Annotated in this window: 20 protein-coding genes; 4 read left to right on the top strand and 16 right to left on the bottom strand. The window is 70.6% G+C overall.

Going from position 1 to position 22,760, the window contains the following annotated elements; genetic code table 11:
* Positions 1 to 40 precede the first annotated feature (40 nt).
* Positions 41 to 625 (bottom strand): MarR family winged helix-turn-helix transcriptional regulator, encoded by a 585-nt coding sequence (locus ACT3UL_RS03025; protein ID WP_444576657.1) that lies wholly within the window; start codon positions 623 to 625, stop codon positions 41 to 43.
* A gap of 101 nt (positions 626 to 726) precedes the next feature.
* On the opposite strand from ACT3UL_RS03025, the gene ACT3UL_RS03020 reads away from it, so the two are divergent.
* Together ACT3UL_RS03020 and ACT3UL_RS03015 are read left to right on the top strand one after the other, a co-directional pair.
* Entirely contained in the window at positions 727 to 2,922 is a 2,196-nt protein-coding gene (locus ACT3UL_RS03020; protein WP_444576656.1) for an MMPL family transporter, read from the top strand.
* 86 nt (positions 2,923 to 3,008) lie between these two features.
* Positions 3,009 to 3,893 carry a formyltetrahydrofolate deformylase gene (locus ACT3UL_RS03015; RefSeq protein WP_444576654.1) on the top strand — a complete coding sequence of 295 codons (885 nt, stop codon included), beginning with the start codon at positions 3,009 to 3,011 and terminating at the stop codon, positions 3,891 to 3,893.
* An 18-nt stretch (positions 3,894 to 3,911) separates the two neighbouring features.
* Here ACT3UL_RS03015 and ACT3UL_RS03010 read toward each other — a convergent pair whose 3' ends face one another.
* Together ACT3UL_RS03010 and ACT3UL_RS03005 are read right to left on the bottom strand one after the other, a co-directional pair.
* Positions 3,912 to 4,556: a response regulator gene (locus tag ACT3UL_RS03010; RefSeq protein ID WP_444576653.1), complete on the bottom strand. Its 645-nt coding sequence runs from the start codon at positions 4,554 to 4,556 to the stop codon at positions 3,912 to 3,914.
* Positions 4,553 to 5,866, bottom strand: coding sequence for a sensor histidine kinase (locus ACT3UL_RS03005; protein WP_444576651.1), 1,314 nt, complete (start codon positions 5,864 to 5,866; stop codon positions 4,553 to 4,555). Before ACT3UL_RS03005 ends, ACT3UL_RS03010 begins: the two co-directional genes overlap by 4 nt.
* 121 nt (positions 5,867 to 5,987) lie before the next feature.
* Here ACT3UL_RS03005 and ACT3UL_RS03000 point away from each other — a divergent pair, with 121 nt between their 5' ends.
* Entirely contained in the window at positions 5,988 to 7,295 is a 1,308-nt protein-coding gene (locus ACT3UL_RS03000) for an acyltransferase family protein (protein ID WP_444576650.1), read from the top strand.
* Here the strand turns inward: ACT3UL_RS03000 and ACT3UL_RS02995 are convergent.
* From ACT3UL_RS02995 to ACT3UL_RS02935, 13 genes are all read right to left on the bottom strand, one after another.
* Positions 7,232 to 8,119 (bottom strand): carbohydrate ABC transporter permease, encoded by an 888-nt coding sequence (locus tag ACT3UL_RS02995; RefSeq protein ID WP_444576648.1) that lies wholly within the window; start codon positions 8,117 to 8,119, stop codon positions 7,232 to 7,234. The two genes, ACT3UL_RS03000 and ACT3UL_RS02995, sit on opposite strands and share 64 nt — an antisense overlap.
* On the bottom strand, positions 8,116 to 9,057 hold the full coding sequence (locus ACT3UL_RS02990) for a carbohydrate ABC transporter permease (protein ID WP_444576646.1): 942 nt from the start codon (positions 9,055 to 9,057) through the stop codon (positions 8,116 to 8,118). The genes ACT3UL_RS02995 and ACT3UL_RS02990 overlap by 4 nt, the downstream gene beginning before the upstream one ends.
* Positions 9,054 to 10,472, bottom strand: a complete 1,419-nt coding sequence (locus ACT3UL_RS02985; RefSeq protein WP_444576974.1) for a substrate-binding domain-containing protein — start codon at positions 10,470 to 10,472, stop codon at positions 9,054 to 9,056. The genes ACT3UL_RS02990 and ACT3UL_RS02985 overlap by 4 nt, the downstream gene beginning before the upstream one ends.
* 70 nt (positions 10,473 to 10,542) lie before the next feature.
* On the bottom strand, positions 10,543 to 11,199 hold the full coding sequence (locus tag ACT3UL_RS02980; RefSeq protein WP_444576644.1) for a hypothetical protein: 657 nt from the start codon (positions 11,197 to 11,199) through the stop codon (positions 10,543 to 10,545).
* Positions 11,196 to 11,669 (bottom strand): NUDIX hydrolase, encoded by a 474-nt coding sequence (locus ACT3UL_RS02975; RefSeq protein ID WP_444576642.1) that lies wholly within the window; start codon positions 11,667 to 11,669, stop codon positions 11,196 to 11,198. Before ACT3UL_RS02975 ends, ACT3UL_RS02980 begins: the two co-directional genes overlap by 4 nt.
* Before the next feature lie 35 nt (positions 11,670 to 11,704).
* Positions 11,705 to 11,995, bottom strand: coding sequence for a hypothetical protein (locus ACT3UL_RS02970; protein WP_444576641.1), 291 nt, complete (start codon positions 11,993 to 11,995; stop codon positions 11,705 to 11,707).
* Between the two features lie 74 nt (positions 11,996 to 12,069).
* Positions 12,070 to 12,906 carry an NINE protein gene (locus ACT3UL_RS02965; protein ID WP_444576639.1) on the bottom strand — a complete coding sequence of 279 codons (837 nt, stop codon included), beginning with the start codon at positions 12,904 to 12,906 and terminating at the stop codon, positions 12,070 to 12,072.
* A gap of 63 nt (positions 12,907 to 12,969) precedes the next feature.
* Entirely contained in the window at positions 12,970 to 15,246 is a 2,277-nt protein-coding gene (gene der / locus ACT3UL_RS02960; protein ID WP_444576637.1) for a bifunctional cytidylate kinase/GTPase Der, read from the bottom strand.
* 20 nt (positions 15,247 to 15,266) lie between these two features.
* Positions 15,267 to 16,376: a prephenate dehydrogenase gene (locus tag ACT3UL_RS02955; protein WP_444576636.1), complete on the bottom strand. Its 1,110-nt coding sequence runs from the start codon at positions 16,374 to 16,376 to the stop codon at positions 15,267 to 15,269.
* A complete protein-coding gene (locus ACT3UL_RS02950) occupies positions 16,373 to 17,272 on the bottom strand; it encodes a pseudouridine synthase (RefSeq protein ID WP_444576635.1) in 900 nt (299 codons plus the stop codon). Before ACT3UL_RS02950 ends, ACT3UL_RS02955 begins: the two co-directional genes overlap by 4 nt.
* Positions 17,272 to 18,144, bottom strand: a complete 873-nt coding sequence (locus ACT3UL_RS02945) for a ParA family protein (protein WP_444576973.1) — start codon at positions 18,142 to 18,144, stop codon at positions 17,272 to 17,274. The genes ACT3UL_RS02950 and ACT3UL_RS02945 overlap by 1 nt, the downstream gene beginning before the upstream one ends.
* A gap of 182 nt (positions 18,145 to 18,326) precedes the next feature.
* Positions 18,327 to 19,325 carry a tyrosine recombinase gene (locus ACT3UL_RS02940; protein WP_444576634.1) on the bottom strand — a complete coding sequence of 333 codons (999 nt, stop codon included), beginning with the start codon at positions 19,323 to 19,325 and terminating at the stop codon, positions 18,327 to 18,329.
* 10 nt (positions 19,326 to 19,335) lie between these two features.
* Complete coding sequence (locus ACT3UL_RS02935) at positions 19,336 to 20,289, bottom strand: heme o synthase (protein ID WP_444576632.1); 954 nt, start codon at positions 20,287 to 20,289, stop codon at positions 19,336 to 19,338.
* 310 nt (positions 20,290 to 20,599) lie between these two features.
* Between ACT3UL_RS02935 and tkt the strand changes: the two genes are divergently transcribed.
* Complete coding sequence (tkt, locus tag ACT3UL_RS02930) at positions 20,600 to 22,699, top strand: transketolase (RefSeq protein ID WP_444576630.1); 2,100 nt, start codon at positions 20,600 to 20,602, stop codon at positions 22,697 to 22,699.
* Positions 22,700 to 22,760 lie beyond the last annotated feature (61 nt).

The following is a 22,760-nucleotide window of genomic DNA, read 5'->3' as shown; positions in this document are numbered from 1 at the left end:
TAGATCGGCCAGCTCCCACGACCTGCCGCAGGAAGGTCGCTCAGGCCGGAGCGGCACCCCAGTCGACCCCGTCCATCGAGATCTCGGCGGTCATGTCCTCGAGGAAGCCGATCACGATCTCGCGCTGCTCCGGATCCAGGCGGCGAGCGGCGTTCACCCGACGGGCCTGCTGCGCCCCCAGCGTGCGCATCGCCGCGGCGCGGGTGGCGGGCTCGACGCCGACCACCAGCGCCCGACGGTCCGAGGGGTGCCGCTCGCGACGGACGTGCCCCGCCCGCTCCAGCCGGTCCAGCAGCTTGGTCGTCGACGCACTGGAGATGCCCAGCGAGCGGGCGATGGAGCTCGGTGTCGCAAGAGTGCCGGTGTTCTCGCAGACGATGAGGAAATGCAGGGCGCGCATGTCGGTCTCCCCCAGCTTCATGTAGCGCATCGACGCCTCGGCGAGCGTCTTCTCCGCGCCGCGCAGGGCCACCAGCGCGGCCATGAGCTCGTCGATCTGCACGAGGTCCTCGTGCGACAGCCCCCGACGATCCACGAGCTCCCCACGGGGATCCGCCCCCAGGACGCTGTACAGCGAGGGCGGCTCCCCGGCCTGGTCGCGCGGCTCCTGCTCGATGTTCGCCATGGCCGCATGCTACCCAGCACGCATCTCGCCGAACATGTATCTCACTCGGCTAACTATGTATGGGAGACTGGCCGTGCTCTCCCCTTCAGCGAAGGATCGTCATGCCCGACCGCTCAGACCGATCAGCACCCACCCACCGACGTGCCGCCGCGCGCGTCCCCAGGGCGCTGCGCATCGTGCTCCCCGCCCTGCTGATCCTCGTGTGGCTGGTCGCGGCGGGTATCGGCGGCCCCTATTTCGGGCGGGTCGATGAGGTCTCCTCCAACGACCGCACCGCGTATCTCCCGGACTCGGCGGAGGCCACCCAGGTCCAGGGGCTCGCCGAGGGATTCCTCGGGTCCGACGCGATCCCCGCGATCGTCGTCGTGACCTCCGACGAGATGCTCAGCGCCGATCAGCTGTCCGCACTCACCGAGGCGGCACGGTCGCTCGCGTCCGTGGAAGGTGTCGTCGACGACGTCTCTCCGCCGATCCTCTCCGAGGACGGTCTCGCGGTGCAGGTGTTCGTCCCGATCGAAGCCGATGCCGACATCGGGAGCATCGTCGACGAGCTCGATGCGCAGCTGTCTGCAGATCTGCCGACGGGTCTGACCGTCCACGTGACCGGGCCGGCCGGCTTCTCGGCGGATCTGGGTGCGGCCTTCGCCGGCATCGACGGTCTCCTGCTGGGCGTGGCCCTGGCCGCGGTGTTCGTCATCCTCGTGATCGTCTACAGGTCCTTGCTGCTGCCGCTGATCGTGCTGTCCACCAGCATGTTCGCCCTGTGTGTCGCGCTGCTGACGATCTGGCACCTCGCGGCGGCCGATCTGCTGCTGCTGAGCGGACAGACCCAGGGCATCCTGTTCATCCTGGTCATCGGGGCGGCGACCGACTATTCGCTGCTGTACGTCTCCCGCTATCGCGACGAGCTCCACCATCACAACGGCAGAGGGGCGGCCACCGTCTCCGCCCTGCGGGGCACCGTGGAGCCGGTGCTCGCCTCCGGAGGCACCGTGATCGCGGGGCTGCTCTGCCTGCTCCTGTCGGATCTGAAGTCCAACAGCACGCTGGGGCCGGTCGCGGCGATCGGCATCGTGTTCGCGATGCTCGCCGCCCTCACCTTCCTGCCCGCAGTCCTCTATGCCGCCGGCCGGGTCGCCTTCTGGCCGCGTCGCCCTCGCTACGATCCCGCGTCCGGTCAGAACAGCTCCTCCGCGGCTGATAACGGCCTCTGGGGGAAGATCGCCGCTGCCGTCTCGCGGCGTCCGCGGCCGCTCTGGATCCTCACCGCGGTGCTGCTCGCCGTGGGCTGCATCGGGGCGCTCCAGCTCGATGCCGACGGCGTCCCCCAATCCGACCTCGTCCTGGGGGCCTCCTCCGCCCGTGACGGTCAGGTCGCCCTCGGCGAACACTTCCCGGCGGGGGCCGGCAGCCCCGTGGAGGTCATCGTCGCCGAGGAGGACCTCCAGGCCACGACCGACGTGCTCCTCGCGGACGAGGGCATCAGCTCCGTCTCCGTCGTCGCGGCGGACTCCCCGAGCGGATCCGCCACGGTGAGCGCCGACGGCATCCTGGCCCAAGCGCCTCCGGGAACCCCCGCTCCGGCACCCACCGTGCTCGACGGGAAGGTGCTCGTCCAAGGCACCCTCGTGGACGCCCCGGATTCCTCCGCGGCGGAACAGACCGTGCGGGATCTGCGTGCCGCGCTGGATCAGGAGGATTTCGCGGAGATCGTGGGCGGGGTGACGGCCACGTCCATCGACACCAATGACGCCTCCGCCCATGACCGGGCGCTGATCATCCCCGTCGTGCTGGTGGTGATCCTGCTGATCCTCATGCTCCTGCTGCGATCAGTGCTGGCGCCGGTGCTCCTGGTGGCCACCACGGTCCTGTCCTTCGGCACGGCGCTGGGCGTGGCCGCCCTGGTGTTCAATCACGTCCTCGACTTCCCCGGCGCCGATCCGGCCGTGCCGCTGTTCGGTTTCGTGTTCCTCGTCGCGCTGGGGATCGACTACAACATCTTCCTCATGACGCGGGTCCGGGAAGAAGCCCTGCAGCACGGGGCCCGGGAGGGGGTGGTGCGCGGCCTGGCCGTCACCGGCGGGGTGATCACGTCGGCCGGACTGGTGCTGGCGGCGACCTTCGCGGCGCTGGCGGTCATCCCGATCCTGTTCCTCGCGCAGATCGCGTTCATCGTCGCCTTCGGCGTGCTGCTGGACACCTTCGTGGTCCGTACGCTCCTGGTGCCGGCGCTCGCGCTCGACTTCGGCCGAATCATCTGGTGGCCCTCGCGGCTGTGGCGCGCCGAGCAGAGGTGAGCGCGCCGTGACGTCCGCCCCACTCCCGGGCCCCGTCATGCGGTCGGTCATCGCACTCGGCCCCGTCCGCTCCTAGACTTCCGGCCATGAGCAGTCCGATCGCCGCCACCGGCGCCCTCTCCCCCACCGTCGAATACGTCCTGACCTTCGTGTGCGAGGACCGTCCCGGCATCGTCCATGCCGTCACCGGGGCCATCGTCGAGGTGGGTGGGAACATCACGGAGAGCCGCCAGTTCGAGAGCGGCAGCTCGCATCGCTTCTACATGCGCCTGCAGCTGACCACCAGGGCGACCGCCGAGGAGATCGCCGAGGCGCTTGCCCCCGTCGTCGAACGGTTCGGCATCGAGCACCGGCTCGACGTGGTGGGACGACCGGTGCGCACCCTCGTGCTCGGCTCCACCGCCAAGCACTGCGTCAACGACCTGCTGTTCCAGGTCGATGCCGGCCACCTGCCCATCGAGGTGCCGCTGATCCTGGCCAACCACCCCACCCTCGAACCCCTCGCGGATTTCCACGGGATCCCCTTCGAACACCTGCCCACCAAGGGCGAAGGGGCCAAGGCCGCCTTCGAGGACCGGGTGCGTGCGGCGATCGAGGAGCACGACATCGAGCTCGTGGTCCTGGCGAGGTACATGCAGATCGTCTCGCCCGAGCTGTGCGCGGAGCTCGCCGGGCGCTGCATCAACATCCACCACTCGTTCCTGCCCGGCTTCAAGGGCGCGAACCCCTACCGCCAGGCCCACGCCCGCGGCGTGAAGCAGATCGGGGCGACGGCGCACTTCGTCACGAGCGATCTCGACGAGGGACCGATCATCGAGCAGGACGTGATCCGCGTGGACCACACCCGCTCCCCCCAGGAGCTCATGGCCATCGGCCAGGACGCCGAGGTGCGCACCCTCCGTCAGGCCGTCACGTGGTTCGCCCAGTCCCGCGTGCTGCTGGACGGGACCCGCACGATCATCTTCCGCTGATCCGCAACGGGCGGTCGGTCAGACCAGCCTGAGCTCCCACGCCGTGCGGACCGCCGACGCACGGTCGCCGACGCCGAGCTTCTCGTAGACGTGCATCAGGTGCGTCTTCACGGTCGCCTCGCCGATGCCGAGCCGTGACGCGGCGGCGCGGTTCGTGCAGCCGTCCGCGACCAGACGCAGCACCTCCGCCTCCCGGCCGCTGAGGGCGACCCGGTTCCCGGGAGCACCGGTGAGGGCCGCGAGGGCCGCCGGCGCAAGGACCGCACGGCCCGCGACGAGGTCGTGCACGGCGCGGATGACCTCCTCGCGGCGGGTGTCCTTGAGGAGGTACCCGTCGGCCCCCGCCTCGAGCGCGCTGCGGATGTCACGATCGGTGTCATAGGTGGTGAGGACCAGGATCCGCGGGGCGGTCCGGCCGTCGCGGCGCAGGGCCCGGATCGCGTCGACGCCGTGGCCGCCGGGCATCCTCAGGTCCATGAGCACGACGTCCGGCACGGAGGCAGCGATCACCACGAGCGCCTCCACGCCGTCCTCTGCGGTGCCGACGACCTCGAGGTCCGGTTCGGCGCCGAGCATCGCGACCAGGCCGTCGCGCACCACCGGATGGTCGTCGACGACCACCACCCGCACCGGGCACGTCGCGGATTCCTCGTCCGACGTCATCGAGGGACCCGCGCCGTCACGGTGCAGCCCCGGCCGTCACGGGCCCCGACCTGGAGATCCCCCTCGGCCTCCCGAGCACGGGCCAGCATGTTCTCCAAGCCGTGGCCCCGCGGCACGGTCGCCGGATCGAAGCCGACGCCGTCGTCGGTGATCTGCAGGATCTGATCGTGGTCGTCCCCGGTCAGCGTCACGCTCACGGCGGTGGCGTCGGCGTGGCGGGCGATGTTCGCCAGCGACTCCTGCGCGATGCGCACCAGCGTCTCGGCATGGCGACCCTCACGCGGTGCGTCGTCCCCGTCGAAGGTCGCGACCACCCGATAGGTCCGTGCCCATCGTGCGACGAGGGAGGACAGAGCGTCGACGACGTCGCCGTCGTGCAGCTGGTGCGGCCCCAGCGCCTCGACGGCACGGCGGGCCTCGAGCAGGCAGTCGCGGGCGGCCTCCTCCGCGACGCTCACACGATGCCGCGCGGCCTCGTCGATCCCCGGCCCCACGGCCTCCAGCTGCCGGATCACGCCCACCAGACCCTGCGCGACGGTGTCGTGGATCTCGCGGGAGAGCCGCGCCCTCTCCTCGCCCGCGCCCGTGCGCCGTGCCCCGGCCATCAGCTGCTCGTGCAGCCGTGAGTTCTCCTGGTTCACCCGGGCGATCTCGGTCAGGGTCCGCTCGCGCTGCACGAGGAGCCGCTCCCGCTCGCGTGCCAGGTGCAGCATCCCGAGCGCGATCAGGAGGTTCACCGCGGCGAGCCCGGCGAAGAACCAGGTCTCCGCGAGCACCACCCGGTACCCGCCCACCTGGCCGATCGCGCACAGCAGCGCGGTCGCCACGACGACGACCCGCTCCCGCGCACCACCGAGGAACCGGCCGGAGTCCAGGTACCCGGAGAAGGCGTAGATGCAGGTCATGGGATTGAGCAGGAGCGCGGCCAGGACCAACACGAGATGCAGGCCGTAGGCGGCGATCAGCTGGGGTGAATCGGGGCCCGTTCGCCGCAGGAGCCGTTCCAGCACGATCCGCAGGGCCAGCAGGGCCGCGGTGGGCACGAGCGCCCACCCCACCGGGTCGCCCTCCATCCAGGTGTGCGCCGCGATCCATCCCACGATCCAGGACACGATCAGCAGGGCAGGGGGGCTCCACACCTCGATCGCTGCGCCGAGCGGGCCCGGGGACACTCTGGGCTCGACGTCGGGGCTCTCGAGGTCTGGGCTCTCGAGATCAGGGCTCTCGAGATCAGGGCTCTCGAGCTCCGGGTCCTCGCCGACGGGCACGTCCCGGACCCGTCGCGGGGTCGTTGCGGGAAGAATCGCCATGCCCACCAGTCTCGCCGCTGATGCCCGCCCGCACCAGGGCGGAGGCCTCCACCGATCGGTGGAGGGCCGTGCCCCCGATCGGGCGAGGTGCCGAGCGTCCCGCTCCCCTACCGTCGTCCCCATGTCCTCGCACCCTGCTCCCGGAGCCCAGGTTCCGCCCTCTCCGACGTCCGCCTCCCCGACCTCAGCCTCCCGGGCGGCGGCGCCGTCCATCGGCCCCTCGCCGCGCCTGCACCACCTCGACGCGCTGCGCGGCGGGGCGCTCCTGCTCGGCGTGCTCCTGCATGCGCTGATGCCGTTCCTGCCCGGCGGGTTCTGGCTGGTCGACGACGTCCACGAATCCGGTCTCGCTCTCGCCGCCGTCGGAGTGATCCATCTGTTCCGGATGGTCCTGTTCATGATGCTCGCGGGGTACTTCGGGCACATGGTGCTGCATCGCCGGGGCGCGGGATCCTATGTGCGCGATCGTCTGCTGCGCATCGGGCTCCCGCTCCCCACTCTCGGGCCGATCCTGTTCGTCCTGATGGTCGGCGCCCTGGTCCTCAACGGAGTGGTGCGTGATCTCGGCCCCGTGTCCGCCCCGCCGGCTGATCCGGTAGCTCCGACCGGCTTCCTCGCCCTGCCCACGATGCACCTGTGGTTCCTGCTGCTCCTGGTGGAGATCGCGCTCGTGGTGGTGGCGGTGCGGGCCGTGCTCGTGCGGGTGCTGGGGGCTGACCGGGCCGGGAGGCTCTCCGGTCGGATCAGCGATCTGCTCGCATCCCGGGCCGGCCTCCTCGTGGTCGCGGTGCCCTATGGGGTGGGGCTGATCGTCCAGGGCGACGGCATCGCGAGCATCACGGAGCCGTTCACGCTGGTCCCCGTGGCCGGCGCGAGCATCGCCTACGGCGGTGCCTTCGTGGCGGGATGGTTCCTGCGCTCCCGGCCCGGCGCGCTGGCCCGCGTGGAACGCCGATGGGTCCTCCACCTGGTCATCGCCGGGGTCCTCACCCCCGTGGCGCTCCTGCTCCCGCCGACGCTGCCGGTGGTCGTGGCCATCGCCGGGGCGCTCGCCGGCTGGGCCTGGGTCTTCGGGCTCCTGGGACTGTGCGCGCGTCTGGTGCGTCGCGAGATCCCGTGGGTGCGCTACCTCGCGGACTCCTCGTACTGGGTCTATCTCCTGCACTTCCCGCTGCTGCTCCTGGCCGCGGTGCCGCTCGCCGATCTGGGACTTCCCGTGCTCGTCAAGCTGGTCCTCTCCCTCGGGGTCGTGATGACCGTGCTGCTGCTGAGCTACGACCTGCTGGTGCGCCCCACCTGGATCGGGAGGTGGCTGAACGGGCACCGTCGGCCGTCGGCCCTCCTCGCCCGCCGGCGCGAGACCGCTCAGCCCTTCACACCGCCCGCGGCCGCGAAGCCCTTGCCCAGGTTGCGGCCCAGGAACAGGTAGAGGGCGACGACCGGCAGCGAGTAGAAGATCGAGAAGGCCGCGAGCTGGCCGTAGGCGACCTGCCCGTACTGCGAGGAGAAGGTGTACAGAGTGACCGCCGCCGGCAGGTTCTCCGGGCTCAGCAGCAGCATGAACGGGACGAAGAAGTTCCCCCACATGCTCACGAAGGTGAAGATCGTCGCGACCGCGAGTCCGGAGCGCATCAGCGGGATCACCACGGACCAGAGGGCACGCAGCACCCCGGCGCCCTCGGTCCACGCCGACTCCTCGATCTCGATCGGCACCCCGTCCATGAATCCCTTGGTCAGGAAGATCGCGTAGGGCAGCGAGCTGGCGCCGAGGAACAGGATCGCCCCGAACATCGAGTCGATGAGGTTCACCTGCACGAACAACGAGTACACGGGGATCATGATCGCGGTGATCGGCAGGCCGGTCGAGAAGATGATCGTCAGCAGCAGCGAACGCTTGGCCTTGAAGCGGAACCGCGACATCGGGTAGGCGCACAGGATCGCCGCGCTCATCGTCACCACCGTCGCGCCGCCGCACAGGATCAGCGAGTTCAGCAGCGGTCGGAAGGTGGTCTCCGCGTTCCAGATCGCGGAGAAGTTGCCGAGGCTCCAGCGGTCCGGCCAGGCCACGGACAGCGAGGCCTCGGTGTCGAAGGAGGCCAGCACGACCCACAGCAGCGGGACCAGGAACGCGAGACCGATGACGATCATCACCAGGGTGCTGGCGACATGGGCGCTGCGGGCCCGGGAGCCCTGCTTCGACGCCTTCGCGGTGGGCGCATCGCCCTGCGGGCGGGTACGGGTGGTCGCGCTCATCGCTTGTCCTCCTCGGGCAGCAGGCGCAGGTACACCAGCGAGGCCACGGCCCCGATCAGGAGCAGCAGGAGGGCCACAGCGGTGCCGTACCCGAGCTGTCCGTAGGAGAACGCCTGCTCGTACATGTACAGGGGCAGGGTCTGGCTCTGACGGGCCGGACCACCGCCGGTCATGATGAAGATGAGCCCGAAGACGGAGAGCGTCTGGAGGGTGGTCAGCATCAGGTTGGTCGCGATCGCCGGGCGCATCAGCGGCAGGGTCACGGAGACGAAGCGGCGCACGGGGCCGGCGCCGTCCAGGGCCGCGGATTCGTAGATGTCGCCGGGCACCGAGCTCAGCGCCGCGGAGTACACCAGCATCGAGAACGCGGTGCCCCGCCAGATGTTCGCGAAGGAGACCGCGATGATCGGGGCGGTGAACAGCATGTCCTGGCCGGGCAGTCCGATGGAGGTGAGGATCGTGTTGAGGCTGCCCTCGGACGCGAAGAACGTGTACAGCAGGTAGCCGGCCACGACCTCGGGGAGGATCCAGGCGGCGATCACCACCGAGGTGACCACGAAGGTGATGATCCGGTTGGCGCGTTCCATGAGCTGCGCCAGCAGCATGCCCATCACGTTCTGGCCGATCACGGCGGAGACCACGGTGAAGATCAGGGTCAGGGCGACGGAGTTCCAGAAGTCGGCGTCGGTGAAGGCGTCGAGGAAGTTGTCGAAGCCCACGAAGCTGGTCTCGGAGGCGCCGTCGCCACGGATGGCGCTGTCGGTGAACGCGAGATACAGCGAGTAGATGATCGGGCCGAGCATGAACCCGATCAGCAGCACTCCGGCCGGAACCATCGGCAGGGCCCGGGAGAGGGTGAGCCCGTCACCCAGCTTGCCGTGACGTCGGCGCGGGGCCGGGGCGGTGCGCCCGGGGGCAGGTGGGGCGTCGGTGGTCATGCGGTGGCCTCCTGCACGTTCTCGGGGCCGACGATGTCGGTGACGGTGGCGTCGTAGGCGGCCGCGGCGGATTCCGGGCTGGTGCCGGTCATGACCGCCTCCATCGCCTCCTGGATCGCGGAGGACACCTCGGGATAGGCCGGCAGCGCCGGACGGTAGTACGCGGTCTCCAGCAACTTCGTGAAGTACTCGACCGCCGGGGAGTAGCTGAGGTACTCCTCCTTCTCGGCGACGTCGGAGCGCACCGTGATGTGGTTGTCGGCGATCGCGTACTGCACGAGGGTCTGCGTGGAGACGAGCTTCTCGAGGAAGCGGTAGGCGATGTCCCGGTCGGTGACGTACTCGGGGATCGACAGTCCCCAGCCGCCGGCCAGCGTGATCGTGCCGGTCCCGCCGCCGTCCTGCGTGGGCATGTCCGCCAAGCCGATCACGTCGGGCCATTCGGGCCAGGGGCGGGCAGCGGAGTCCGTCCAGTTCTGGGAGATCCAGGAGCCGTCCACGAGCATCCCGAGCTTGCCGTCGGGCAGCAGCGAGGAGTAGATGGTCTCGGAGATGTTGGGGTCCAGGTGCTGGCCGAGGGTCGCGGTGAGATCCTCGTCGAAGAGGGTCTTGAGGAAGGTCAGGGAGTCCACGAAGCCGGGACTGCCCAGGATCCACTTCTTGCTCTCGGCGTCGTACAGACCAGTGCCGTCCCCGGTCCCGTACAGGAGCATCTCGAAGCCCTGCATCGAGGCCTTCTCCCCCTGCGGGGTGCCGGCGAAGAGGAAGAAGGGGATCGCCTCGCTGTCGGAGTCGCGGATCGCGCGCGCCGCCTCGAGGATGTCCTCCCAGCTCTCCGGCTGCCAGTCCGGCGGCAGACCCGCCTGCTCGAAGACGTCGCGGTGGAACCAGATCGCGCGGGTGTCCGTGGTGATCGGGACCCCGTAGACCTCGCCGTCCTCGCTGGTGACCGCCTTCTTGGAGGCATCGGCGATGTCGTCCCAGTGCTCGAAGCCCTCGACGAGATCGGTGATCGGCTGCAGATAGTCCGCGCCGACGTCGGAGAGCAGGATGAAGGAATCCTCGTACACGAGGTCGGGGCTGGTGCGGGGCGAGCTCATGAGCAGCTCGTTCTTGGTGAAGTAGTCGTTCTCGGAGGCGACGATCGGGACCAGCTCGACCGCGAGCTCGGGGTTCTCGGCGGAGAACTCCTGCGCGGCGGTGGTGATCCATTCCTGCTTGATCGTGCCGGAGCCGAACTGCTGGAAGGCGATCCGGATCGTGTCCGGGTCGCGCGAGCTCCCGGAGCATCCGGCAAGGGCGGTGAGCGGGAGAACGGCGGCAGCGCCTGCGGTGAAGCGCAGGAACGTACGCCTGTCGGTCTGTGGCGGATGGGGCGGCCCTGGGGGCACGGGGACCTCTTCGTCGTGGTCGATCACGAGCAGAGACCCTATACGTTGCGGCGCACATCACAAGTTCGCCGCCACGGTGCGGACGACCGCTCGGTCAGGGGCGCTGGCGGGCCCGTCCCACACCGTGCGCCTGCTCAGCATCGGAATACCGCATCCCGGCCGGCACCCCCGCGAGCTCGAACCAGCGGGCGGCGTGCGGCAGCAGACGCACATCGTGCCAGGGCAGTTCGAAGCCCGGGTCCTGCCACAGCGTGAGCGCGATATCGGCGCGGCGTCCCGCCGCGACGAGCACCAGGCGTCGCAGGCGGGACAGCGGATGCGCGGAGGCGCGGGCCGACGCCGGGATCGCAACCACTCCGCCGAGGTCGAGGGGCCAGACGGTCTCGCCCCACTGCAGCTGGGCCCTCTCGCCGTCGCCGGCGATCACCGCCGGCGGGCGGAGGTCCGCGGCGCCGACGCGGGCCGGGGCGATGGATGCACCCCGCTCGAGCACCTCGCGCTGCACCCAGGCGCCGGGGAGCACGAGCCGGTCGGCGACCGAGACATCGACCAGCAGGGAGTCGGCGAAGGGCAGCAGCGGCGTCCCCACGCGTCCGGCACGCACCATGTCCCGGCGGGGCGCGGCGATCACGCGGACGACGGCCAGGTCTCCCGGGGCGTCCGTCAGCGGGATGGTCACGCGGGTGCCGGGCAGGGGGTCGGACGGACCGCCCCGGTTCTGCACACGGGGCGGCGGCGAGAGAGGGGTCATCGACGGAACCGGGCCTCTGGCCGATCGGCCCGGATGAGCTCGAGCTGTTCGAGGAACCGATCGTTCATCGGAGGCGGTGCATCGATCGGGAACCACTGCGCCTGCGTGTTCTCGCCGTCGGCCGGGAACGGGTCTCCCCTGTCGTGCTCGCACAGGAAGCACAGGTCGAGGTATTGCGCGACGTCACCGTTGGCGTAGGTGATCGGCGGATGGGTGCGCACATCGACGAGTCGCAGCGGCGTGCAGTCGACGCCCGCCTCCTCGGCGACCTCGCGGACCGCGGCGGTCGCCGGCTCCTCGCCGGGGTCGATGATCCCGGTGACGGGGGTCCAGGCACCGGTGTCGGCGCGGCGCACCGCCAGCATCCGGGTGCGTGCGGGGTCGAGCACGAACGCCGTGACTCCGGACAGCCAGAGCGCCTCGTGGCCGATGTGCTCGCGGAGGGCGAGCACGAACTCGGGCGTAGCCATGGTCCTCCTTCTGCGCGGGGCGGATGCTGTGCGGATCAGCCGCCGACGAGGGCCGGGATGAAGGCCATCCCGACGATCAGGAAGCTGAGACCGAAATAGACCAGGACGACGAGGAGGCTCACACCGAGGAGCACCCAGAAGACGATCCAGCCGACCTTGTTCATCTGCCGGGCCTGCTGCGGATCCTTGTCCATCTGCACCAGGGCGATGATCCCGAAGATCGCCGGGATGGTCCCTCCGCAGAGGATGCCGACGACGATCAGCCAGATCGCGCTGGTCTGGATGGATCCTCGGTCCGGGGAGTAGCCCGGGGGCGGGTAGCTCATGGTGCTCCTCTGACGGCGTGGTCGATGGCGGGGGCGGCGTGGCCGATGACCAGGGTGGTGTGATCGATGAGGGGTCAGTCGTTGAGCGGTCGCCCGTGGGCATCACGCTCGAACGCGGGCGACTTCGCGAGCACCATGATGCCCTCGATCAGGCCCCAGATCTGAACTAGCGGGGAAAGGAGGAAGCAGCTCAGAACTGTCACAGCGACCTGGATGATTCCGATGGTGGTGTAGCCGAGCAGGAAGCGGTGCACGCCGAAAGCGCCGAGGAAGATGCCGAGCAGGCCGACCACGAGGCGGCTCTGCGCCTGGGGGTCGTGCGGGGCACCCATCGGGGCCTGCTGGCCGCCCTGAGGGCCGTTCTGCTGAGCGCCCTGCGGGCCGTATCCGGCGGCACCCGGCTGTCCGAAGGGACTCGGCTGTCCGAAAGGATCTGCGCCCGACGGGACAGGCCCACCGGCCGGGGTCCAGTTCTGCTGGCCGGCTCCAGATGCCTGCCCATAAGGATCGGAGGCCGACGCAGCCGATGCCTGGCCATAGGGGTCCGAGGCAGAACCTCCGGATGCCTGACCGTAGGGGTCCGAAGCCGACGCACCGGACGCCTGGCCGTACGGCTGCTGGGCTGCGGACTGTCCGGCCTGCGGGGCGCCGTAGGGATTCTGCTGGCCGTACTGCTGATGGCCCTGTTCGCCGCCCGGCGCACCGTAGGGGTTCTGCTGGCCGTACTGCGGGTAGCTCTGCTGACCGTCCTGCGGCTGCGCCCACGGGTCCTGTGCGGGCTGAGCATCCTGCGGGGCAGCCCACGGGTCCTGGCCAGGGGTCCCCTGTCCCGCCTGCGGGGTCGGCGCAGCCTGCTGGGCCTGGTCGTCGCCCTGAGGCGTCCAGGGGTCGTTGTCGCTCGGGGTGCTCATGTCCTCAGACTACTGGCTCACCGGCCACCTCAGCACGCCGGGCCCGCCCGGCCCGGCGTGCGCTCAGCGGCGGCGCTTCTCGCGGATCCGCACACCGATCACGATCGGCGACCCGGTGAACTCGAAGTCCTCGCGCAGGCGGCGCTCGATGAACCGCCGGTACCCGTGCTCGAGGAATCCGCTCGCGAAGATCACGAACCGGGGCGGACGGGTCCTCGCCTGCGTCGCGAACAGGATGCGCGACTGCTTGCCACCGCGCAGCGGGTGCGGATGCGCCGCGACGAGGGTGCCCAGGAAGGCGTTGAGGCGGCCGGTGGGGATCCGGATGTCCCACGACTCCAGGGCGCGCTCGATCGCGGGGACGAGACGATCGGCGTGACGGCCCGTCTGGGCCGAGATGTTCACGCGCGGGGCCCAGGCCACATGCGCGAGATCCTTCTCGATCTCCCATTCGAGCTGCTTGTGACGTTCCTCATCGATGAGGTCCCACTTGTTGAACGCCAGCACGAGAGCACGGCCCGACTCGAGCACCATGTCGATGATCTTCAGGTCCTGGGAGGAGATCGGCTCCGAGGCCTCCAGCAGCACGACCGCCACCTCGGCGCGATCCAGGGCGGCGCGGGTGCGCAGCGAGGCGTAGTAGTCCGCCCCCTGCGACTGCAGGACCCGGCGGCGGATCCCGGCGGTGTCCACGAACGTCCAGTCCTTGCCGGCGAGGGTGATCCTCTCGTCGACCGGATCACGGGTGGTGCCGGCCTCGTCGTCGACGACGACACGCTGCTCCTTGGCGAGACGGTTCAGCAGGGAGGACTTGCCGACGTTGGGCCGTCCCACCAGTGCGACGCGACGCGGTCCGTTGTCGACCGGGGCGCCCCGCCCCTCCTCCGGCATCGCCGCGAGCATGGCGTCCAGCAGGTCGCCGGACCCACGCCCGTGCAGGGCCGAGACCGGGAACGGCTCGCCGAGACCGAGGTTCCACAATCCCGCGGCCTCGAGCTCCCCGCGCTGGTCATCGACCTTGTTCGCGACCAGCACCACCGGGCACTTCGCCGTGCGGAGCACCTTGAGGAGCTGCTCGTCGGTCGTGGTGATGCCCACGTTCGCGTCGACGATGAACATCACGACATCGGCCAGGGAGATGGCCACCTCGGCCTGCTCGGCGACGCGATAGGCCATGCCCTGGACACGGTCCTCCCAGCCGCCGGTGTCCACGAGCCAGAAGTCCTTGCCGGCCCATTCGGCGTCATAGAACACACGGTCGCGGGTCACGCCGGGGCGGTCCTCGACCACGGCCTCGCGGCGCCCGAGGATCCTGTTGACCAGCGTGGACTTGCCGACGTTGGGGCGGCCGACGACCGCCACGACCGGCAGGTTGCGCTGCACGGTGGGACGCGGGTCGTCGGCGTCCTCGCCCTCGAGCAGGGCCAGGTCCTCGTCGTCCAGGTCGTAGCCGGACAGACCGGCCCGCAGGGCGGACTCGACGTCGTCGTCGGACGGCCCGTCCGAGCTCGTCGCGTCGTGCGGACCCCTCGAGCTCTGGCTGCCGACGACGGGCTGCGCCGGGCGGGGCTCGGGCTCGGGCGCGCCATGGAGGGCCTCCTCCTGGGCCTCCTCGGCTTCCGCCACGAGCATGAGCACGCGCTCGACGACGTCCGGGATGTCCAGACCGGTGGTGTCGACGGCGTGCACACCCTCGGCGGCGGTCAGGAACTCCGAGACGGCGGAGTCGTCGCGGTCCCGCCGCAGCACCTGGTCTGCCATGCGGGCGCGGGTCTCCTCGGAGTCCTCGAGGTCGAGCTCGGTGGCCCGACGGCGCATCCGCTCCTCGTCGGAGGCGGTCAGCAGGACGCGCACGTGGGCGTCGGGAGCGACCACCGTCGTGATGTCGCGACCCTCGGCCACGCAGAAGCCGCGCTCGGCCGCGGTTCTGAAGAGGACGTCGCGCTGGCGGCGCTGGAGGATCGCGCGCACCAGGGTGTTCGTGGCGACGGCGCTGACCTGCTCGGAGATCCGCTCGGTGCGGATCTCGGTCGTGATGTCGGTGCCGCCGACGACGACCGTCGCGCCCGCAGGGTCGGTGCCGAGATCCAGGTCGATGGACTCGGCGATCGCTGCGACGGCGTCCCGATCCGTGAGGTCGATGCCCTGCTCGAGACAGGACCAGGCGACGGCGCGGTACATGGCACCGGTGTCGAGGATCCCGCCGTCGAGCGCGTCGGCGAGGAGGCGGGAGACGGTCGACTTGCCGGACCCGGCCGGGCCGTCGATCGCGATGGTGATGCCGGCCCCGTGCTCCGGGCTCGCGAGGGCGGAGGGGTCGTGCGGCGCGCTGGTGTGCATCCCCCAAGGATAGGGGTCGTTCAGGCGTCGGCGACGGTCCAGCCGCGTTCCGCGAGCGATCTCGTGAGCAGGTCCTCACGCGTGGCGTCGATCGCGACGTGCGCGAGGCCCACCGCGCGGCCCAGTTCGTGCTCGAGGCGGAGGTCCTCGAGGTTGACGCCGATCTGCCCGATCTCGGTGAGCAGGCGCGCCAGCTCGCCGGGACGGTCCGGCACGAGCACGGTGACCGTCGCGAACGAGTCGGTGCCGCCGCCGTGCTTCCCGGGGATGCGTCGCACCCCGCGGTTGCCGTCGGCGATGAGTCCTGCCAGCGCGCGTCGCGACCCGATGGACGGGTCCGGGGAGCCGCGCAGCGAGTCCAGCGCCGTCAGCACGTCGTCCAGGCGCACGCGCACGTCGCCGAGCACGTCGGCGACCGCGGCCGCGTTCGCGCCGAGGATCTCGACCCACAGGCGCGGATCGGAGTCGGCGATGCGGGTGGTGTCGCGCAGGCCCTGCCCGGCCAGTCCGAGGGCCGCCTCGGTGGGCTCGAGGAGCGTGCCCGCCACGAGGCTCGCCATCACCTGGGGCACATGGGAGACATGGGCGACCGCGGTGTCGTGCGCGGCGGCGTCCATCGTCACGGGGACCGACCCGATCTCGGTGGCCAGGCCTTTCAGCGCGGTCACCGCCTCGGGGACCGTGCCGGGGTGCGGGACGATCACGAAGGGCCGGCCCTGGAAGAGGTCGCCCCGGGCGGCGATGACGCCGGAGACCTCGCGGCCGGCCATCGGATGGGCACCGATGTAGCGCGGGAGGTCCTCGGCCCGGGCGAGCGACCTCACACCGTCGAGCACCGTGGTCTTCACGCTCGCCACATCGGCGACCACGGCCCGTGGCCAGGTGCGCAGCGCCCGGTCGATGACCTGCGCGGCGACGTCCGGCGGCGCGGCCACCAGCACGAGCTGCGGCGCCGGGTCCTCGGCGCCGGGGAGCGACCCGACGCCGAGCTCGACGGCGAGGGCGGTGGTGCCCGGGGAGACGTCCTCGACCTGGACGGCGGTCCCTGCTCGTCCCAGCGCCATGCCCAGGGAGCCGCCGATGAGGCCCGTGCCGATGATGCGCACGGGTGAGGGCACCAGCGTCGTCACAGGCCGACCTCGGCCATCAGGGTGCCGAGCTCGCGTCCTGTCAGCTCGCGGGTCTCCCCCGCGGCGAGATCGCCGAGCACGACGGGGCCGATGCGGGTGCGCATGAGCGCGGTGAGCTCGAAGCCCTGGGAGGCGAACATCCGACGCACGATGCGATTGCGACCCTCGTGCAGCGTCACCTCGACCACGGCCTCGCGACCGTCCTGGGCGAGCACCCGCGCGCGATCGGCATGGGCGGGGCCGTCCTCGAGCTCGACGCCGTCCCGCAGGATCTTCACCAGTCCGCGGGGCGGCCCGCCCGGGGCGTCGAAGCGGCACACGTAGGTCTTCTCGACCTCGAAGCTGGGGTGGGTGAGCCGGTGGGCCAGCTCGCCGTCGTTGGTCAGGAGCAGCAGCCCCTCGGTCTCGTAGTCCAGCCGCCCCACGTGGTAGAGCCGCTGGGAGAAGGGAGCGGTGAACTCGGAGAGGTCACGACGGCCCTCCGGATCGCTCATGGCGGAGACGACATGGCGCGGCTTGTTCAGCACGACGGTCACCTTCGCGTCATCCAGCTGGAGCCGACGGCCGTCGACATGGATCACATGGGCCGACGCCTCGATGCGTATCCCCTGCTCGCTCACCACGACGCCGTCGACCATCACCCGTCCGGTGGAGATCAGCGTCTCGCACGCGCGTCGGGAACCGAACCCGGCGCGCGCCAGAATCTTCTGCAGACGCTCCGCGCCCTCCTGGTGGAGATCCGGCCCGTCGCCGTCCTCGGACCGATCGGCCTTCGGACGCGGCGCCCCCTGGTCGTCGCGGAGCTTCACCGTGCGCGGCGGGGTGAAGGCGCTGCGGCGACGCGGTCCCCGCCCCGAGGCGCCGGGACGCCCCGCCTCCGCCTTCGGGGTGGCCATCAGGCCGCCGCGCCGCGGGAGATGAGCTCCCGGGCCAGCTGCCGGTAGGCGTCGGCGCCCTTGGTGGAGCCGGCGAAGGAGATGATCGGCTCCGCCGCCACCGAGGCGTCGGGGAACTTCACGGTGCGGTTGATCGTGGTGTGGAAGACCTTGTCGGGGAACGCCTCCACGACGCGCTGGCACACCTCGCGGGCATGGAGGGTCCGCGGGTCGAACATCGTGATGACGATCCCGTCGATCTCCAGTCGCGGATTGATGCGGTCCTGCACCTTCTCGATGGTCTCCACGAGCAGGGCCACACCGCGCAGTGCGAAGTACTCGGCCTCGAGCGGGATGATCACGCCGTGGCTGGCCGCGAGCGCGTTGACCGTGAGCAGGCCCAGCGAGGGCTGGCAGTCGATGATGATCACGTCGTACTCGTCGGCGACCGGGCGCAGCACACGGGCGAGCGCCATCTCGCGAGCGACCTCGTTGACCAGCTGGACCTCGGCGGCGGACAGGTCGATGTTCGCCGGGAGCACGTCGAGGTTCTCGGTCGTGGTGGTCTGGATGACGTCGCGCACGTCGTGCTGACGATCCATGAGCAGGTTGTAGACCGTCACGTCGAGCTCGTACGGGTTCACCCCGGTCCCGGCGCTGAGCGCGCCCTGCGGGTCGAGGTCCACCAGGAGCACCTTGCGTCCCAGCTCTGCGAGGGCGGCACCGAGGTTGATGACGCTCGTGGTCTTCCCCACGCCGCCCTTCTGGTTCACCATCGAGATGATCCGAGCCGGTCCGTGACCGTCGATGGGGGCTGGCTCCGGCAGTTCCGGCATCGGTCGGCCGGTGGGGCCGAGGTCGATGTCCAGCTGCTGGTTGGAGGTCGAGCTCACGTCGTTGTCCTGTCGTCGGCGTCGAGGGGCTGTGCGCGGGAGGGACGGGCCGCCGTGGGGACGGCGGGCCACGGGTCCCAGCCCGGGGAGCGGCGGCTGCGAGCAGTCGTCGAGGTCGTGGGGGCGGCGACCCGGGTGGTCCGGGCCCTGCCCGTCCTCCCTGGTCGCCATGCCGCACAAGTCTAAGCCCCCCGCCGAGCACGGGGGTGGGCGCTCGCATGCGTTTCGCGCAGCGAGTCGACCGTCACCTGCGTGTAGAGCTGCGTCGTGGTGACCGATGCGTGCCCCAGAAGCTCCTGGACGCTGCGCACATCGGCGCCGCCGTGCAGCAGATGCGTCGCATAGGAATGGCGCAGCGTGTGCGGGCTGATGGGCTCCGCGAGCGCCAGCTCCGCGGCCTCCGCCGCGCGCCGGACCACCTGCCAGGCCGCCTGACGCGTCAACCGCGTGCCGCGGGATCCCAGGAAGACGGCAGGTGTCCCGGCTCCCCGGGCCGCCAGCGACGGGCGGCCACGGGTCAGATAGGCATCCAGCGCCTCGAGCGCGAATCGGCCTACGGGCACCACCCGCTGCTTGTCCCCCTTGCCCCGCAGGAGCGCCGAGCGCTGTTCACGGTCCACGTCATCGAGGTCCAGGCCGGTCGCCTCGGAGATCCGGGCCCCGATCCCGTAGAGCAGCTCCAGGAGCGCCCGGTCGCGCAGGGCCCGCTCGGCGGAGTCCCGTCCGGTGCCGGGCCGACCGGCCGCCTCCAGCAGCGCCTCCACCTGGTCGATGGCCAGAGGGTGGGGCAGGCGGGAGGGAAGTGACGGCGGGGGCACCAGGCGAGCAGGATCCCCGGTGGTCGAGACCCGCTCGGCATCGAGGAAGCTGTGCAGCCCGCGCACGGCGGCGAGAGATCGTGCCGCAGAGGCCGCGGACAGCGCGGAGCCGCCGTCGGCCCCCGTGCGGAGCGACTGCAGCCAGGTCGCCAGATCCTGCGGATCCACCGCGGCCGGGTCGATTCCGGCACGGGCCAGATGGGCGAGATAGCGATCCAGGTCACGACGATAGGCGGCGAGGGTGTTCGCCGAGAGGCCGCGCTCGATACGCAGATGGCTCAGGTACTGCTCGAGGATCCGACTGTCCCCGGGGCGCAGGACGACCTGCTCCCGGGACTGTCGCCGTTCACCCCCGGTCGTCACAGGGCCGGACTCACAGCGTGACGAAGGGATCGATCGCGAGGGCCACGAACAGCAACGTCAGGTAGGTGATCGATCCGTGGAAGACGGTCATCGGGCCGAGCTTCTTGCCGCTCAGGCCCCGGTGCACCCGCACCGCGTACCGGATCACGAGGAAGGCGAACCAGGCGCCGACGGCGACGGCGCTGACGCCGTAGACCCACCCCGTCTCCCCCAGCGGGATGATCGCGAGGCTCGCAGCGATCATGAGGAAGGTGTGCATGATCATCTGCCCGGCGACGCTCATGCGCGTGGCCACCACGGGGAGCATGGGCACACCCGCGTCGGCGTAGTCCTGGGAGAACTTCTCAGCCAGGGGCCAGTAATGCGGGGGCGTCCAGAAGAAGATCACCAGGAACAGCAGCACCGCCGTCCAGGAGACCGTGCCCGTCACCGCGGACCAGCCGATCAGCACCGGCATGCAGCCGGCCACGCCGCCCCAGACGATGTTCTGGCTGGTGCGCCGCTTGAGGATCATCGTGTAGAAGACGACGTACAGCAGGATCGCGCCCAGTGCGAGGGCCGCCGACATCCAGTTGACCAGGAGGCCCAGCCAGAGGGTGGAACCGATCGAGAGCCCGACGCCGAACACCATCGCCGCGCGCGGGGAGACCTCACCCGTGACGAGCGGACGGTTCCGCGTGCGCTTCATCTTCGCGTCGATGTCGCGATCGAGGTACATGTTCAGCGTGTTGGCGCCGCCGGCGGCGAGATAGCCGCCCACCAGCGTCGCGACGATCAGCCACCACGACGGGAACCCACCCGCGGCGAGGAACATCGTCGGGATCGTGGTGATCAGCAGCAGTTCGATGATCCGCGGCTTGGTGAGGGCGACGTACGCACGGATCACGGACCGCGCAGTGCGTTGCGGGGTGTGGTCACCGCCCTGCCCTGCGTGCCGGATCGAAGCTCCCTGGGTGGCGGTCACCGCCCACCGTCCTTCCTCCTGAGCGCGACGCTTCCGTCGCGTGAACCCGTTCAGTCTAGGCTCTCGGGCTGTGCGAACCCAGTGTTCACGGGGTGAGTCCCGGCACCGTCCGGGCATCTGCCGGGCACGTCACAGGGGCTCGGCGGGGCAACAGGCTGGACGCGAGCCGTGATCGGGCCCCGGCACTACTAAGGTAGAGCCATCGCTTCGAGTGGACGCCCACCGCGACGGACCCCGTCGGGGCTGATCTGCCGAAGCTGTCGTCCCAGCGGCCACAGCGGCCGCACTCCGGTGAAAGGAAGCAATCGACGTGACCGAAACGTTCAAGGCCCCCGAGGGCTGGACCGAGCTCGACAAGCGCGCAGTGGACACCGTCCGCGTCCTGGCCGCGGATGCGGTCGAGAAGGTCGGCAACGGCCACCCCGGCACCGCCGTGAGCCTCGCACCTGCCGCGTACCTCCTCTACCAGGACGTGATGCGTCACGATCCGACCGATCCGAGCTGGCTGGGCCGCGACCGCTTCGTGCTGTCGGCCGGGCACTCCAGCCTCACCCAGTACATCCAGCTCTACCTCGGCGGCTTCGGCCTCGAGAAGAAGGACATCGAGGAGCTGCGCACCTGGGGCTCCAAGACCCCGGGCCACCCCGAGAACTTCCACACCCAGGGCGTCGAGATCACGACCGGCCCCCTCGGCCAGGGCATCTCCTCGGCCGTCGGCTTCGCCATGGCCCAGCGCCGCGAGCGCGGTCTCCTCGACCCCGGAGCGGCCCCGGGCACCAGCCCCTTCGACCACTTCACCTACGTGATCGCCTCCGACGGCGACCTCGAGGAGGGCGTCAGCAGCGAGGCCAGCTCGCTCGCGGGGACCCAGCAGCTGGGCAACCTCATCGTCCTGTGGGACGACAACGAGATCTCGATCGAGGGCGACACGTCGATCGCGTTCACCGAGGACACCGCAGCCCGCTACGCCGCCTACGGGTGGGACGTCCGCACCGTGGACTGGACCAACGGGGGCACGGGATACGTTGAGGACGTCGCCGCCCTGAAGGCCGAGATCCTCGAGGCCCAGAAGGTCACCGACAAGCCGACCTTCATCCAGCTGCGCACCGTCATCGGCTGGCCCATCCCCGAGCTCGCCGGCAGCCACACCGTGCACGGTGCCAAGCTCGGCGCCGAGGGCGTCGCCGGGCTGAAGAAGGCCATCGGCTTCGACCCGGACCAGCAGTTCCAGGTCGACGAGGACGTGCTGGCCCACACCCGGTCCCTCGCCGAGCGCGCCGCCGCCGACAAGGCCGAGTGGGACACGGGCTACCAGGCCTGGCGCTCCGCGAATGCTGACGCCGCTGCCCTGCTGGACCGTCTCGTCGCCCGCGAGCTCCCCGAGGGCTTCGCCGAGGCCTTCCCGGCCTTCGAGGCCGACGAGAAGGGCATCGCGACCCGCGCCGCCTCCGGCAAGATCCTGAACGAGCTCGCCGGCGTGATGCCCGAGCTGTGGGGCGGCTCCGCCGACCTCGCCGGCTCGAACAACACCACCATGAAGGGCGAGCCGTCGTTCCTCCCCAAGGAGTACAGCTCCTCCGAGTTCGCCGGTGACGAGTACGGCCGCACGCTGCACTTCGGCATCCGCGAGCACGCGATGGGCGCGATCCTCTCGGGCATCTCGCTGCACGGGCTGACCCGTCCGTACGGCGGCACCTTCTTCCAGTTCGCCGACTACATGCGCGGCGCGGTGCGCCTCGCCTCGCTGATGAAGGTCCCGGCCACCTACGTGTGGACCCACGACTCCGTCGGCCTCGGCGAGGACGGCCCGACCCACCAGCCGGTCGAGCACCTGGCCGCGTACCGGGCGATCCCGAACCTCTCGATCGTGCGTCCGGCCGACGCCAACGAGACGGCTCAGGCCTGGAAGATCCTGCTCGAGCGGGACAACGGCCCCGTCGGCCTGATCCTCAGCCGCCAGGCGATGCCCACCTTCGACCGCAGCGAGTACGCCGGCGCCGAGAACCTCGCCAAGGGCGGGTACGTCATGAAGGACGCCTCGACGGGCTCTCCGGAGGTCATCCTCATCGCCACCGGCTCCGAGGTGCAGTACGCCGCCGAGGCGCAGAAGCAGCTCGAGGCCGAGGGCACCCCCACCCGCCTGGTCTCGATGCCGTCCGTCGAGTGGTTCGACGAGCAGGACGAGGAGTACAAGGAGTCCGTCCTCCCCTCCTCGGTCACCGCCCGCGTCTCCGTCGAGGCCGGCATCGCCATGCCGTGGTACCGCTTCCTCGGCACCCACGGCCGCGCCGTGTCGCTCGAGCACTACGGTGCCTCGGCCGACGCGAAGACCCTGTTCCGCGAATACGGCTTCACGCCGGAGGCCGTCGTGGCCGCCGCGAAGGACTCGCTCTCCGCAGCAGGAGCCTGATCGACCGCGGGGCGGGGCCTCCGGGCCCCGCCCCGCGCCGCTCCCCCGTCCGGCCCGCCCC

This window comes from Brachybacterium sp. 107 (genome assembly GCF_052379725.1).
Classification (GTDB): domain Bacteria; phylum Actinomycetota; class Actinomycetes; order Actinomycetales; family Dermabacteraceae; genus Brachybacterium.
Note: the sequence above shows the minus strand (reverse complement) of the source record. Positions and strands in the feature narration are given on the sequence as shown.

Excerpts from the sequence above, each read along its gene's own strand:
- ACT3UL_RS02950 (WP_444576635.1), bottom strand. The coding sequence starts at position 17,272 with ATGGCCACCCCGAAGGCGGAGGCGGGGCGTCCCGGCGCCTCGGGGCGG.
- ACT3UL_RS03010 (WP_444576653.1), bottom strand. The coding sequence starts at position 4,556 with ATGACGTCGGACGAGGAATCCGCGACGTGCCCGGTGCGGGTGGTGGTC.
- ACT3UL_RS02980 (WP_444576644.1), bottom strand. The coding sequence starts at position 11,199 with ATGACCCCTCTCTCGCCGCCGCCCCGTGTGCAGAACCGGGGCGGTCCG.
- ACT3UL_RS03025 (WP_444576657.1), bottom strand. The coding sequence starts at position 625 with ATGGCGAACATCGAGCAGGAGCCGCGCGACCAGGCCGGGGAGCCGCCC.
- ACT3UL_RS02965 (WP_444576639.1), bottom strand. The coding sequence starts at position 12,906 with ATGAGCACCCCGAGCGACAACGACCCCTGGACGCCTCAGGGCGACGAC.
- ACT3UL_RS03020 (WP_444576656.1), top strand. The coding sequence starts at position 727 with ATGCCCGACCGCTCAGACCGATCAGCACCCACCCACCGACGTGCCGCC.
- ACT3UL_RS03000 (WP_444576650.1), top strand. The coding sequence starts at position 5,988 with ATGTCCTCGCACCCTGCTCCCGGAGCCCAGGTTCCGCCCTCTCCGACG.
- ACT3UL_RS02970 (WP_444576641.1), bottom strand. The coding sequence starts at position 11,995 with ATGAGCTACCCGCCCCCGGGCTACTCCCCGGACCGAGGATCCATCCAG.
- ACT3UL_RS03005 (WP_444576651.1), bottom strand. The coding sequence starts at position 5,866 with ATGGCGATTCTTCCCGCAACGACCCCGCGACGGGTCCGGGACGTGCCC.
- ACT3UL_RS02995 (WP_444576648.1), bottom strand. The coding sequence starts at position 8,119 with ATGAGCGCGACCACCCGTACCCGCCCGCAGGGCGATGCGCCCACCGCG.
- ACT3UL_RS03015 (WP_444576654.1), top strand. The coding sequence starts at position 3,009 with ATGAGCAGTCCGATCGCCGCCACCGGCGCCCTCTCCCCCACCGTCGAA.
- der (WP_444576637.1), bottom strand. The coding sequence starts at position 15,246 with ATGCACACCAGCGCGCCGCACGACCCCTCCGCCCTCGCGAGCCCGGAG.
- ACT3UL_RS02975 (WP_444576642.1), bottom strand. The coding sequence starts at position 11,669 with ATGGCTACGCCCGAGTTCGTGCTCGCCCTCCGCGAGCACATCGGCCAC.
- ACT3UL_RS02990 (WP_444576646.1), bottom strand. The coding sequence starts at position 9,057 with ATGACCACCGACGCCCCACCTGCCCCCGGGCGCACCGCCCCGGCCCCG.